The organism is Corynebacterium sp. c25Ua_89, assembly GCF_047459735.1.
Taxonomy (GTDB): domain Bacteria; phylum Actinomycetota; class Actinomycetes; order Mycobacteriales; family Mycobacteriaceae; genus Corynebacterium; species Corynebacterium simulans.
Window position 1 is genome coordinate 60,658 of record NZ_JASBOD010000003.1, and the last position, 13,297, is coordinate 73,954.

At 57.6% G+C, this 13,297-nt stretch carries 12 protein-coding genes and 1 tRNA gene; 6 read left to right on the forward strand and 7 right to left on the reverse strand.

All coding sequences use genetic code 11. The features are described from left to right. Positions 1-30: 30 nt before the first annotated feature. The gene (locus tag QKB66_RS05680) at positions 31-288 is read left to right on the forward strand and encodes a MoaD/ThiS family protein (protein WP_061920158.1); all 258 of its coding nucleotides are present in this window, start codon (positions 31-33) and stop codon (positions 286-288) included. Positions 289-477: 189 nt separating this feature from the next. On the opposite strand, the gene QKB66_RS05685 is transcribed toward QKB66_RS05680, so the two are convergent. Continuing rightward, on the reverse strand, positions 478-1,146 hold the full coding sequence (locus QKB66_RS05685) for a hypothetical protein (RefSeq protein ID WP_141744820.1): 669 nt from the start codon (positions 1,144-1,146) through the stop codon (positions 478-480). A 493-nt stretch (positions 1,147-1,639) separates the two neighbouring features. Between QKB66_RS05685 and QKB66_RS05690 the strand changes: the two genes are divergently transcribed. Then, positions 1,640-2,029 (forward strand): hypothetical protein, encoded by a 390-nt coding sequence (locus QKB66_RS05690; RefSeq protein ID WP_062036260.1) that lies wholly within the window; start codon positions 1,640-1,642, stop codon positions 2,027-2,029. A gap of 94 nt (positions 2,030-2,123) precedes the next feature. On the opposite strand, the gene hisC is transcribed toward QKB66_RS05690, so the two are convergent. Together hisC and QKB66_RS05700 are read right to left on the reverse strand one after the other, a co-directional pair. Next, complete coding sequence (gene hisC / locus QKB66_RS05695; RefSeq protein WP_414252883.1) at positions 2,124-3,176, reverse strand: histidinol-phosphate transaminase; 1,053 nt, start codon at positions 3,174-3,176, stop codon at positions 2,124-2,126. A 10-nt stretch (positions 3,177-3,186) separates the two neighbouring features. Continuing rightward, positions 3,187-4,878: an alpha-keto acid decarboxylase family protein gene (locus QKB66_RS05700; RefSeq protein WP_414252884.1), complete on the reverse strand. Its 1,692-nt coding sequence runs from the start codon at positions 4,876-4,878 to the stop codon at positions 3,187-3,189. A 100-nt stretch (positions 4,879-4,978) separates the two neighbouring features. Here QKB66_RS05700 and QKB66_RS05705 point away from each other — a divergent pair, with 100 nt between their 5' ends. Further along, positions 4,979-6,124: a PucR family transcriptional regulator gene (locus QKB66_RS05705; protein WP_414252885.1), complete on the forward strand. Its 1,146-nt coding sequence runs from the start codon at positions 4,979-4,981 to the stop codon at positions 6,122-6,124. Between the two features lie 74 nt (positions 6,125-6,198). Continuing rightward, positions 6,199-6,290, forward strand: a tRNA-Ser gene (locus QKB66_RS05710). Positions 6,291-6,339: 49 nt separating this feature from the next. Here the strand turns inward: QKB66_RS05710 and QKB66_RS05715 are convergent. Beyond that, complete coding sequence (locus tag QKB66_RS05715; RefSeq protein ID WP_414252886.1) at positions 6,340-7,071, reverse strand: response regulator; 732 nt, start codon at positions 7,069-7,071, stop codon at positions 6,340-6,342. A gap of 699 nt (positions 7,072-7,770) precedes the next feature. Continuing rightward, complete coding sequence (locus QKB66_RS05720) at positions 7,771-9,177, reverse strand: NAD-dependent succinate-semialdehyde dehydrogenase (RefSeq protein WP_414252887.1); 1,407 nt, start codon at positions 9,175-9,177, stop codon at positions 7,771-7,773. 174 nt (positions 9,178-9,351) lie between these two features. Here QKB66_RS05720 and QKB66_RS05725 point away from each other — a divergent pair, with 174 nt between their 5' ends. Beyond that, the gene (locus tag QKB66_RS05725) at positions 9,352-10,653 is read left to right on the forward strand and encodes a TrkH family potassium uptake protein (RefSeq protein WP_414252997.1); all 1,302 of its coding nucleotides are present in this window, start codon (positions 9,352-9,354) and stop codon (positions 10,651-10,653) included. Beyond that, entirely contained in the window at positions 10,646-11,344 is a 699-nt protein-coding gene (locus QKB66_RS05730; protein ID WP_414252888.1) for a potassium channel family protein, read from the forward strand. The genes QKB66_RS05725 and QKB66_RS05730 overlap by 8 nt, the downstream gene beginning before the upstream one ends. 5 nt (positions 11,345-11,349) lie before the next feature. Here the strand turns inward: QKB66_RS05730 and QKB66_RS05735 are convergent, their stop codons facing one another. Both QKB66_RS05735 and QKB66_RS05740 read right to left on the reverse strand, forming a co-directional pair. Further along, on the reverse strand, positions 11,350-12,909 hold the full coding sequence (locus tag QKB66_RS05735) for a polyamine aminopropyltransferase (RefSeq protein WP_414252889.1): 1,560 nt from the start codon (positions 12,907-12,909) through the stop codon (positions 11,350-11,352). Then, positions 12,897-13,295, reverse strand: coding sequence for a DUF350 domain-containing protein (locus tag QKB66_RS05740; RefSeq protein WP_061920035.1), 399 nt, complete (start codon positions 13,293-13,295; stop codon positions 12,897-12,899). Before QKB66_RS05740 ends, QKB66_RS05735 begins: the two co-directional genes overlap by 13 nt. Positions 13,296-13,297: the final 2 nt, after the last annotated feature.

The following is a 13,297-nucleotide window of genomic DNA, read 5'->3' on the forward strand; positions in this document are numbered from 1 at the left end:
TTTCAATGCAAAACTGGCATAGTGGCAGACATGGTTGAAATTCACTATTTCGCCGCTGCCCGCGCAGCGGCAGGCTTAAGCCATGAACAGACTGCAGCTCCTGCAACGCTCGGTGAGCTGCTGGACACCGTGGCTGCAGAGCATTCCGGCACCACCGAGGCCGGCATGAGCTTGGGCGAGGTGCTAGACCGCTGCACCTTCCTGGTGGATGGCAAAAACGCCGAACGCGCCGCCACCCTCACGGGTGCGACGCGTGTTGACGTGTTGCCGCCTTTTGCAGGCGGGTAGGGCTGCTGGTCTAGTGTCCTGTATCGGACCTCAGGGCATTTACGTCCGACAACAAACTCTGCCGAGTATCAACTAGCCTCCAACAAAGTTGGTCTGGTCTGTTCCTAGGCGTTTAGCACTTCAAGGAGCTGATTCCGGTATTGCATTGTGAGGGTGTCTGTTTCAGTACAACTAGGGGGAGCAGTTTACTTACTTCTGTGGTGTGCAAACATAAGGGGGGTTCATTCCTGGGACAGGATTTTGCCAAAGGATGATTCCCTGGTCATTCCAGTCGCATAAAGCTCCTGCTGCAACAAGGGCCCCTAGTCCTACTGCAACCCATCCAGCAACTGAAGCTGCGAGTCCTTCTGCAATGATTTCTTTTGTCACCGCGCCAGCGGCGCCTCCGGCAGTGAAAATTTTAGTAGCTTTAGAAACCACATTGTGACTCAGATAAACTTTTACGACTGGCCCCCAGTGGGACACCTTTGTTTCATTTCCGTATGTGGTAAAAGTAGGGTGTCCAGCCGGGTCGACGGCTGAATTATTCTGTTGAATAAATTCATCGATCCTGGTAGCGCCGTCTTTATTTGCTGAGCGAACATCCGCGGGGATAACCGCAGTGGCGAGTCCTTTTTCGTCATACTTGATATATTGGCCGAGCTTCTCGAAAGCTTCACGATCTGCTTCAGATCGGTATTCGACATAGGTTTTATCGGACTCTTCCACTGGCAATTTCGATGTGGATGCTTTCGTTGTTTGATTATGCGTTGCTTCAGTAGCGGGAGCAGTGTCTGCCTGTGCCAATGGTGTTGCGCCAATTGCAAGACCGAGCATCACAGTCGACAAGAGGACTCCTGGATTGCGCAAAGATTTCATGGAAGTGAACCTTTCTGGTTGATAGACGAGTTCCACAATGCTGGCTAATGGAACACGCCCACTTTCACCTACATGATCTAGTCAAACCACAAAATCCGAGAAGAGTATACGAAAGTATCCGATTTAGAAACAGGACTCATTGGTGGGAAAAGAATTGTTAGTCTAAAGGGCGATTCTTAAGTTCAGTTGATGACGAAAATTGTAAGGACGATGCGGAAATGAAATTGCTTAAAGTTTTTACCCTTGTCGTTCTCATTGCAGGGGGTTTGTTGTGCGTAGCGGGCCTATATTGGGAAAATAAGCTTACCAATCTTGGGGTTCCCATAGCCTTGCTAGGCATCGCTCTTTCGGTTGCTATACCTGTGAAAAAGAGAAGCGAAGGGGAAAAACACGCTTAGCACAGATAGTGAAATGAAGAACGCTAAGTTTACGTGTTTCATTCATCAATGAGTCCCGTTTGAAGTGTCTTCGGGAGCCGAAAATTATAAAGTCCATGTTGCCCGATAAACCGCGCAAGATTCTCACTGCCGATGAAGTCTACGACGCTGTCATTGATTGGTTCAGAGCCGATGATGATTGGGTCAATCTTGTCTACATCGTCCAAGATACCGGCTACGATGACGACGCACTGACTAGTGAGCAGCTTCAGGATGTCATTGAAAAAGTCATGAGCTTTGATGACCTTGCTATATATGACGCTGCAAGCCCTTCATCAAGTGAGATTGGAACAAACTTTGGTGGCAACCCACTGCCTAGGGACGCGGACGCAGCGGCATTGAGCCGATTCATCATTGAAAAGGACCGAGCTGGCCTGCTGATGGCGCTTATGGTTGTCCCGCATCCGGATAAGCACAAGATGCCTTACGAATACGACGAGGAATAGGAGTATATCGCGGCTTGCGATATATCGCTTCGCTAAAAGGGGGTGCCGCATTGGTGGCAACCCCTTTCGGTGATCTTTTACCCGCTTTGCCGCTTTAGACGCCGAAAGCAGCCTCCCACGCCTTGAGGAGTACATCGGTCTCCTCAGCGGTGGTGATGGAGATGCGCACGCCTTCGTCGAAGGCGCGAACCAGCACGCCGTTTTCGGCGAGCTTGGCAGCGACTTCTTGTGGGGTGCCCAGTTCGGTGATGTTTGCTGCCGGGAACCAGATGTGGTTGGCCTCGGAAGAAGGAACGCCGAACTTAGCAAAGTGTCCGGTGACGCGCTCGCGCTGGCGGACGGTCTCATCAGTGCGCTCACGCAGGGAATCCTGTGCCGCCAGAGAGTGCAGGGCGCCGACCTGAGCCACCGTGTTCACGGAGAACGGGATGGCTACCTTGTTCAATGCCTCAATGATCTCTTTGTCGCCGAAGGCATAGCCCACGCGCACGCCCGCTAGGCCGTAGGCCTTGGAGAAAGTGCGCAGGCCCACGACGTTGCGGTGCGTCTTGACGTAGTCGGTGGCCAGCGGCAGGGAGTCGTTGCGGTTGTACTCGATGTAAGCCTCGTCCAATGCCACGATGATGTCATCCGGCACGGCCGCCAGGAACTCGTCGAATTCCTCGCGAGTGATGATCGAACCGGTGGGGTTATTCGGATTGCATACGAAGATAACCTTGGTCTTTTCCGTCACGGCCTTGGCCATCGCCGGCAAGTCCACGCGGTGCTCCTCATTCAGTGGGACCGGAACCGGCGTCGCGCCAACCACGTGGGCGAAGATTGGATAGGCCTCGAAGGAACGCCACGGGAAAACCACTTCATCGCCAGGCTGGCAGGTGATTTGTACCAGCTGCTGGCAGATGGCAGAAGAACCCGTTCCCACGGCCACCTCATCGAGCGTCAGGCCAAGGTGCTCTGCGAGTGCAGTGCGCAGCTCGACGACGCCCATGTCTGGGTAACGATTGGCGTCGCCAGCCGCGGCCTCCATGGCCTTGAGCGCCTCCGGAAGCGGAGGCTGGGTGGCCTCATTGGAAGACAGCTTCAAAGCAGTCTCGTTGCGGGCACCGGGAACATAGACGGGCAGGGAGGAAAGATCGGATCGAATCATGGCAACCACCTTAGCCCTGGGAAGAGGTTTCCGGGTTGCGCGGACCGCGAGGGCCGTAGTCAAACTCCGCCGTGAGTGGGCCGAACGCCTGCAGGCCCTTCGGTGCATCAAAAGCGTCGAGCTGAACCTCAAGGAAGGCGCCGCGTTCCGGGTGCTCAGAAATGTCCGCGAGCGCCTTAGCCAGCTCGCCCTCGGTCTTCGCTGCGTAGGACTCCATGGTGGTATCTGCCTTGAAGACCTTCGGCAGCTCGTTGTAGTTCCAGTTCTGGATGGCGTTGTACTCCTGCTCCATGCCCAGGATGTAGCGCTCGATGGTGTAGCCATCGTTGTTGACCAGAACGATGATGGGCTTGAGCTCCTGGCGCAGGATGGTAGAAAGCTCCTGGGCTGTTAGCTGGAAGGAACCATCGCCGATGAAGAGCACGTGGCGGCGCTCCGGGTTTGCCAGCTGGGAGCCCAGCACGGCAGGCAGGGTAAAGCCGATGGAACCCCAGATGGTGGAGTTGATGTACTGCACGCCCTCCGGCATACGCAGCGGGCCCAGGCCGATGTTGGAAGTACCCGCCTCGGCGATGACCACGTCGTCTTCCTTGAGGAAGTGAACCATCTGGTTCCAGATGCGCTCCTGGGTCAGCGGTGCTGACTCGTCTTGCTCAAAGGCCGGCAGCTCAAACTTCTCGCCCGCGGCGGCTTCCTTGGCTGGGATGCGCTCGACGAGGACGTCGAGAAGCTCAAGCGTATTGATGCCCACGAAGTACTCGCCGTCAGCGTTGAGGTGCTGATCGCCAAAGTTGAACACGTGCGCCTTATCCAGATTGTGGGTGAAGGAACCGGAGTTGACCTCGATGAAGCGTGGGTTGGTGGTGACCAGGAAGTCGGAGTTTTCGATGCGCTCCTGAACGCCCGGGGCGGAAGCGGCGCCGTTGTAGGTGCCGATGAACAGCGGGTCGCGCTCGGACAGGATGGCCTTGCCGGAAGAAAGCTGGGAGTACGGCAGCTGGGCCTTGTCGATGATGGCGCGGAACTTCTCGGTAAAACCGTGGCGATCGGTGTCTTGGTCGATCAGGAAGATGGGATCCTTGGCCGCAGCCAGCGCCTCGAGCACGCGATTGGCGGCGGCGTTGAGGCGCTCCTGGTCGGAGGTAGCCAGCTCGGTGCTGAACGGGGTATCCGGGACCTCGATGGTCAGGTGCGTGATATCGGAAGGGATCTGGATGTGCACCGGGCGCTTCTCGCGCAGGCAGGTGTGCAGGGCGCGGTCGAATTCCTCGACCACGTTCATCGGGGAAACGCGGGTGGCTACCTCGGTAAACGGTGCGATGGCGTCGAGCATGTTGGCAAAGTCGCCGTCGGCAAGCGAGTGGTGCAGGTTCCAACCGAACTCGGTGGCGTACTGCGGCGGAGCGCCAGCGATGGAGACCATCGGAACGTGCTCTGCGCGAGCACCCGCGATGCCGTTGAGCGCAGAAAGCTCGCCCACGCCGTAGGTGGTGAGCAGACAGCCGACGCCGCGCTGGCGGGCGTAGCCATCAGCGGCATAGGCCGCGTTCAGCTCATTGCAGGCGCCGACGAATCGGATGTCCTTGTCTTCGTCGATCTGCTCGAGGAAGCTCAAGTTGAAATCACCTGGGACACCGATGATTTCGGTGATGCCGATGGCCTTCAAGCGATCAAGGATAAATTCGCCGACAGTAGTCTGCATTGCGAGTCCTTTCTTTTGTTAGCGATAAAACGTGCTTTTCCGATTATCGTAGGTCACATTTTTGTTGTCATTAGTCAAAATAGAGAACTATCTTTGACATATGTCGAAACTGACGGCGCCGAACCTGGCACGGATTCAAGAGCTAGCCGATGACATCGCGCGGCAGTTGCAATGCTCCGTGGAGGTAACCACTCCTTCTATCAACGTGATTGCGGCAAGCGCGCAGTTGGGCGCCGTGGATAGTCACCGCGTGGCCTCGATTCTGGAGCGTACCCCGCCGCCGGAGCCGATCCCGTGGATGCTCAGTTATGGCATTCAGGAATCTTCTGCCCCGGTGCGCCTGCCGGCGAATGCGGAATACGACATGCTCCCGCGCGTGGTTGTTCCGTTGCGCCACGGCCCTGACCTGGTAGGGCACGTGTGGATCATTGATGAGCACGCGCTTTCCGACGCCGCTCTTGCCTCCGTTTCCCCGCAACTGAGCACGCTGACCAAGTTGGTAGACGAGCGCGATGCTTATCTGGCCACTCGTGCGCAGCAACTTGGTGACTTAACCCGTGACATCGTTGCGGGTGATGAAAGTGCGCTGGCTATAGCCCGCGAGCGCGACCTTTTGCCGCGTGATGGGGACGTGCTCATTCATCGTATCGACGTAGACGGTGATTTAGTTCAGCTGACGATGGAGCTCGCCCGTCCGCTGCGGCGGCGTCCGTTTCTGGCCCTGGACTTGCATGATTCGCTCATCATCGTGGAATCCCCGCGCGACGAGCAAGACACGAAAACGCTGATTGAGGAGGTTGCTTCCGCGGCCCTTACGGCGGGAACGCGAATTGGTGCGCGGGGCAGTGCGCCTACTGCGCGTCGGGCTCGTTTCATGGCCGACGTTGCGCGGCTAACCGGGAAACCTGCGATGGACTGGGCTGCGGCTGGCGCTTGGCGCGCGCTGTTGGGATGGGATCTGAGTCCGGCTACCGTGCGCGCGCTGAGCCCCGATGCCGCACTGCTTTTAGACGCCGAGCGCAATAGCTACTGGGAAAGTCTGCTTTGTTATTTCGAGCATTCCCGCAACGTCAATGACACAGCCGCCGCGCTCTATATTCACCGTGCTACTTTGCATTATCGCCTAGACCGCGTCCGTGAGATCCTGGGCTCGGCTGCCCTCGAAGATGGCTGGCGCTGTGCCGCTTTGTATGTGGCATTGAAGCTGCATGCGGCGCTTAATCGCCGTTATAACTTGAGCAGTTAGACGGTAGTGAGGGGGCTGTTTGGCACGCGTGGAGGGGCTCGGGTAAAGTAAGCGAAGATTCATTGCGAATCGCTGGAGACGTGCCAGAGCGGCCGAATGGGGCTCCCTGCTAAGGAGTTGACTTGCTTGCGCAGGTCCGGAGGTTCAAATCCTCTCGTCTCCGCCACTTGAGAAGTCTCGAGACATCGTTTACTCGCTGTCTCGAGACTTTTTGCTTAGACCCCGATGTGGGGCAGTGCGGTTATTGCCAGGCTGAGCCTGGAGCTCACCGCGAAGACGGACATTAGGTGGGAAATCTGCTTCTTAACGGTCGATTGTGCGTAGTGCATCGACTTGGCGATCTCTGCGTTTGAGCGCCCTTCGCAGATGTAGCTCAAGATTTGCTTCTCAGTATCGGTGAGTAAGGCGTACTTCTCATTGAACTCGATAACGCTGGATTCTTTGTCGTTATCGCCCTCTGCATGGGAATCGGAATGGGGAAGGTAGTCAACCAGGCGGGTTAGCGCGTGCGGCGATACGGCTGTGCCACCGTTTACCGCCTCGCGCACAGCGGCATACATTGTGGCCGGCTTGCTGCTTTTTACAACGTAGCCGGCCCCTCCGTTGGTTAAGACCTCGATCATTGTTTTGTCAGTGTCTAAAGCGGTGATTGCTACGAATGCCGGTGGGGTGGGCCGCTTCTTGGCCTCGCGCAAGAGCGTTATTCCGTCCATCTCGGGCATGTGAATATCGGCGATGATGACATCGATGTCGATTTGGTCGAGAAGCGAAAGGGCTTCGACGCCGGTGCTGGCCTCGGCGACGACGTGAATGTCGGCAGTGCATGAGAAGTAGGTCTTCAGCGATGAGCGGACAAAGGGATCGTCGTCGACGATCAATGTTGCAATGCGGCTATTGGTGTCAGCGGCGGTCATTGATCGTGGCTCGCGGACTTCAGAAATAGCCATAGGTATCTACTTTCATAGTTAAAACTCTTATTTATGCACACTTTATTTTTACCATCATTGAGCTCAATTAAAACCTCGTGCATTGGGCACGCGCGAAGGAGGATACTAAAGTATATTTCGCCTGAATATAAAGCTAAATTTGGGCCATTTTCGGTGGTCGAAGCGTGGTTAGGGGTAGCTTACTTACGGTAGCGGAAGTATGGTCCTAGGTGGATTCAGGCAAAGCCCAGTTCCACTTGTTAATGACCCTTTTACAGTTAGGACTCCATCATGGAAATCGCATCCACCGTTCTCGAAATCCTCGGCGGCATCTTCGAGGCAATCGCTGAAGGTCTGCAGAAGTAAAAGCTTCTAAAACCTTCAAACGCTCCCGCAGGCTAGTTCAACCGCACGGCCTCCGGGAGCGTTTGCATGTTTTGCGTGGGATGTTGCGCTTGGACTCTTTATCGGTCTTAGGGGCGTCCTTGTGCTGCACCGTGGTTGCCGCTAGGTGGTGAGGGTTGCCGCTAGGTGGTGAGGTCTAGATGGTGAGGAGTAAATGGTGAGGTCGCCTAACAATAATCACAGCGTTTAACACGAACCTCAGTGGTTACGTGGTGACCTCACCATTTGTGGCCGCAGTAAAAGATGAACCCCCGCCCCACCAGTGATGAGCTGGCAGGACGGGGGTGCGGCTCCGGAAGAGCGGGCTCGGTGTACTTACATCGCCGGGGAGAGGCCCGCGTCGTCCTGGCCGCTGACGCGGTAGAGGTGCTCGTTGACGAACTCGCCCACGCCCCAGCGCTCGAGCTCGCGGCCGTAGCCGGAGCGGTTAATGCCGCCGAACGGGAGGCCGGCAGCGGTGACGGAAGCCTCGTTGACGAAGGTCATGCCGTCGTTAAGCTGCTGCGCCACCTCGAAGGCCTTGTCGAGGTCGGAACCCCACACGGAGCTGGAGAGGCCATAGTCAGAGTTGTTGGCAATCGCGATGGCCTCGTCGATGTCCTTTGCCTTGTAGATGACTGCGACTGGACCGAAGATCTCGTTGCAGGCGATCTCGGCGGAAGGATCCACGTCGCTAAGCAGCGTTGGCTCCATGTAGGCGCCGTCGCGGTCTACCTTCTTGCCACCCACACGGACGGTGGCGGTGCCATCGGCAACAGCCTTGTCGAGGCGCTCGATGATTTCGTCGCGGGCACCGATGGAGGACAGTGGGCCGATGTCGGCATTCTCGTCGTCGTATGGGCCGACCTTGAGGTTGCCGATCTTCTCCACCAGGTAGTCGAGGGTGCGATCGTGGAAATCCTCCAACACAATCAGGCGCTTTGGGGCGTTGCAGGCCTGGCCGGTGTTGTACATGCGGATAGGTACGAACTGATCGAGGGTCCACTCGAGCTTCTTGTCATCGATGATGATGAATGGGTCGTTGCCACCGAGCTCCAGCACGGACTTCTTGTAGTTCTCACCCGCGGTCTTTGCCACCGCAGCGCCGGCTGCTTCAGAGCCGGTGAGGGAAACGCCCTTGATGCGCTTGTCCGCCACGAAGGCATCCATCTGGGAGCCGGAAGCGTAGATGTTGATGAAAGCGTCCTTCGGCAGACCTGCCTCTTCCAGGAGATCCTGGCAGGCCTGGGAAGACAGCGGGCAGATGGAAGCGTGCTTGAGCACGATGGTGTTACCCAGCAAAAGGTTTGGCGCCGCGAAGCGGGCAACCTGGTAGTACGGGAAGTTCCATGGCATAACGCCCAGCAGCGGGCCGAGCGGCTCCTTTTTAACAACAGTCTTTTGCGCGCCCTGGGCCGCCAAGTACTCGGGCGCGAGCAGCTCGTGAGCGTGCTCGGCGTACCAGCGGTAGATGTCAGCGACGATTTGAATCTCGCCCTTTGCCCAGCGCGTGAGCTTACCCATCTCACGGCCGATGTGCTCGGCTAGCTTGTCTGCATTTTCTTCATAGAGTTCTGCAGTGCGGAAGAGGATGGCTGCACGCTCCTCGATTGAGGTGCGGGACCAGCTCTTGAAGGCTTCCGTGGAGCGGTCCAGGATCGCGTCACGGTCAGAGTCATTGATGCGGTCAAAGGTCTCCTCAGAGACGCCAGTGTTTGGGTTCTCAAGTGCAAAAGTACTCATGTCCCCTGTGTACCCGCGATGTGCCGAGCCTTCAAGAAAAATGACTCACTTATAAAATGGTAAATCGCCCTAACAGGTCTAATATCCCTATTTGTGAAACGAAGATCTTTGCAGAACCGAAGCCGCATCTTTGGCCCTGCACGCGTGACAGCTTTGGGCTTTTTTCTGCTCATCATGCTGGGGGCATTCCTGCTGATGCTGCCATTTTCTACCGAAGGATCGCAGTGGACTCCTCCTTTACACGCTTTCTTTACAGCGACTTCCGCTGTTTCTCTGACTGGTCTCATCGTTGAAGACACCGGCACGTACTGGACTCCCTTCGGCCAAGTGGTAATTATCGCCCTCATCCAGCTCGGCGGCTTGGGAATCATGTCGCTTGCCTCCTTATCCGGCATGCTTTTAACCGGACGCATCAGCTTGAAGGCGCGGCGCTCGACGGCCGCCGAGGGCCGCCCCGTAGCCGGCGGCATTCGCCGTACTCTCTTGTTTACCTTTCTCGTCACCCTCGTTTGCGAGGCTGCAGTTGCTGTCCTCTTGGCCCTACGCCTGCATTTCGCACATGGCGTCCCAGTGCTGCGCGCGATGTGGGAGGGCGTCTTCCACGCGATTTCGGCATTTAACAACGCGGGTTTTAGTACGTACTCGGACAATATGATTGGTTTTAATACCGATGCGTGGATTCTGCTGCCGGTGGCCTTTGCGCTCATCGTGGGTGGCTTGGGCTATCCCATGTTGGCGGAGATAGTGCGCCGTATCCGCGGCCGGATCAAGCTCGCTCTGCGAGGGCGTGCGCCGCGCGTGCACCACATGTCCATTACCGCGCGGATGACGCTGGTGGGAACTGCCATTTTGCTCTTCGGCGGCATGGCGTTTTTCTTGGTGGCCGAGTGGTCCGGCGTGCTGGCGGACATGTCGTTTGGCACCAAGCTGCTCAATAGCTTCTTTATGAGTGCTTCGCCGCGTACCGCGGGCTTTAATGCCATCGACTACGGGCATGCGCATTCCATTACTTTGATGGCCTCGGACATCTTGATGTTCATCGGCGGCGGATCCGCCGGTACGGCCGGCGGCGTGAAGGTGACCACCACCTGCGTGCTCGTTGTGGCGATGGCGGCGGAGTTCCTGGGCCGTGAGGACACCACCATCGGTAAGCGCCGTTTGCCGTATTCGATTACGCGCCAGGCGCTCGCCCTGACTGTGGCCGGTGCGGCGGTGGTGATGTTCGGAGTTGGAAGCCTGGTGGTTTTGAACCCGCAATTCTCCACCGACCAGATCACTTTCGAGGTGCTCTCGGCTTTCGCTACCGTTGGTCTGTCCACAGGAATTACGGCCAGCCTGACCGCGCCTTCTCAGATTATTTTGTGCTTCATCATGTACCTTGGTCGCGTCGGGCCGACCACGTTGGTGGCCGCTTTGGCCGCGCGCACGGTAACTCGTCACTATCGCTACCCAGTAGAAAGGCCGTTCATTGGCTAACATCTTCGGCGCGCTGCGCCGCGAAAATCAATCCATCGACATCCCCGCAGTGGTGGTCATCGGCTTGGGGCGCTTCGGTTTTTCCCTGGCACGTGAACTTATGGATCATGGCGTTGAGGTGCTTGGCATCGACAATTGCGAGAAGTTCGTGCGCGATTATTCGCCGGTTCTCACCGAGGTAGTACAAGCTGATACAACCGACGCCGAGGTCTTGCATCAGCTGGGCATCGACGAGGTGGACCGCGTGGTGCTGGCCATCGGCTCGCACCTAGAGGACTCCATTTTGACCGCCTCAAATCTGGTGGAACTCGGCGTAAAGGACATTTGGGCGAAGGCGGACTCCGACGCGCATGCACGCATCCTGCTGCAGCTGGGCGTACACCACGTCATCCGCCCAGAACGCGACACTGGCCGCCGCATTGCGCACTTGCTCGGCGGCAAGTTCGAAGATTTCGCCGAAATCGCCGAGGACTATGGCGTTACCAAGCTCACCCCGCCCGCGCACTTGGTGCAAACCCCACTAGATCCGCAGAAAACGTGGGAAAAACATCGCGTGCAGCTGGTCTCAGTGCGCAAGGACTATGGCTGCTGGATGCCTGTTGAGAAAGGTCAGCAATTGAACCCGACGGATCTCATCGTGATTGCCGGCAGCCCCATCGCCTTGGAGAAGTTCTCCGAGGCTGGGTCTTAGGCTTCTTATTCCCCTGCCTGGCGGTATCCGCGGCGCAGGTCATCGACCACATAAGGATGATCGAGCGTGGAGGCCGGCAGGTTGCGCGGTTGGTTATCTAAACCGAAAGATTGCGCGGCCTCAAGAGTCGCATCATTGAGGTAGCGCAGCGGGGGAGCGAAGCTGGGCATGGAGATTTTCTCCGCGCAGGCCACAAAGCCCCAGTCACCAAAGGTGGGCACGTGCACGTGATAAGGCACGGTGGGGCAGCCGGCGGAACGCAGTGTGGAATCGATACGCCAGAACACATCGGGAGTACTAAAGGCGCTGGTTGCCTGCACGACCATCTTGCCGCCGGGAGCGAGCATCTTGTGCGCCATGGAGTAGAACTCTTCCGAGTAAAGGCGGGCCATGGCGGCGGAGTCGGGGTCGGGTAGATCGATGAGGACGGCGTCGTAAAGCGTGTGATCACCACCCGATCGTAGCCAGGTAAACGCGTCCTCGTTGAGGATCCGCACGCGCGGATCTTCCATGGCGCCCCCGTTGTCCTCGCGCAGGACCGTGTTGGCCACGTTCACCACCTCGGGATCGAGCTCGACCTGGGTGACCTTAAAGTCCATCTTGAGCAGCTCGCGCGCGGCTAAGCCATCGCCGCCGCCAATGACGAGCACTCGCCCGCCCGGCTCGGCAGGCAGCACGGGATAGACTAGGGACTCGGTGTAGCGATACTCATCGCGGGAGGAATATTGCAGGCCACCGTTGAGATAGAGGCGTGAATCCTTGCCGCGTTTGGTCACCACGATGTCCTGGTAATCCGAGGTATGGGCGTAAATGACAGGATCTTCGTAGAGCGATTGCCGGGCGGTTACCACTATGGATTCGCTGCGGATGATGAGAGTAAGCAGCAAGGCGATAGCGCCCAGCAGCGCGAGGACATGCATTAGAAGCTGCTTGCCGGAGAGCACCGTGCGCAGTAGAAGCAGCGCAACCACGAGTGCGGCGATGAGGTTGACTAAGCCGGCCGCAGCGGTGCCACGAATCATGCCCAGCCACGGCAGCAAGATAAATGGCCATGCCAAACCGCCCAGCAGGCCGCCGACGTAATCCGCGAAGTTGAGGTTGGCCACCACCGAGCCGGAATCCTCAGCATTCGAGGTACGCCCGCGCTGAATCAGCGTCATAAGCAGTGGCACTTCCATACCCACCAAAACGCCAATGAGCAGCGTCGCTACGACCAAAATGAGGGTGGACTGGCCGACAAGCGCGAAGACCATGTAGAGCACCACGGCGCTCACGCCGCCGCACAGGCCAAGCAAGGTTTCGACGATGAGGAAAGAACTCGCCGGCCACGACAAGAATGGCTTGGCCATCAACGCGCCCAGGCCTAAGGAGGCGACGTAGCCTGCCACGATCAGTGAGGTCTCTACGATGCCGCCGCCGTTGAGGCTCGTGGACAGCGTCAGCAAGGCCAGCTCGTAGACCAAGCCCGAAGCTGCGCAGATACAGACGGAGATAAGCAGAGCTATCCGCCAGGCGCGCGAGCGGACCAGCGAATCTGCGGCGGGGGAAGCGTTTAGGTCAGGCATGCGGCATTGATTGCGCCGATGACGATGAGGATGACGCTCGCGCAAAAGGTGCCCGCGCGGGGCTTGGTATCTTCCACCAGATCCCGGAAACGGCCGGGGATAAGCGCCTCCAAAATGACCAACGCTAGTGCCTGCAGCACGATGCCGACTAGGCCGTAGACAGCGGTTTCTAGCAGGTCAAAAGAGTGCACGATGGCGGTAACCAGCACCGCTCCCAGGGCAATCTGCTGGGCGGAAGCGATGACCGCAGCGTTGACGTGATGATCAACGAAGACAGCGCGGTAAAGCTTGCCCGGGGTGAGCAGATCCAGAACTACGAAGCCGGCAAGTAGCAGTACCGCTGCAACGCCGAAATAAGCAAAGGTGGCCAGGATTGAATCGAGCATGA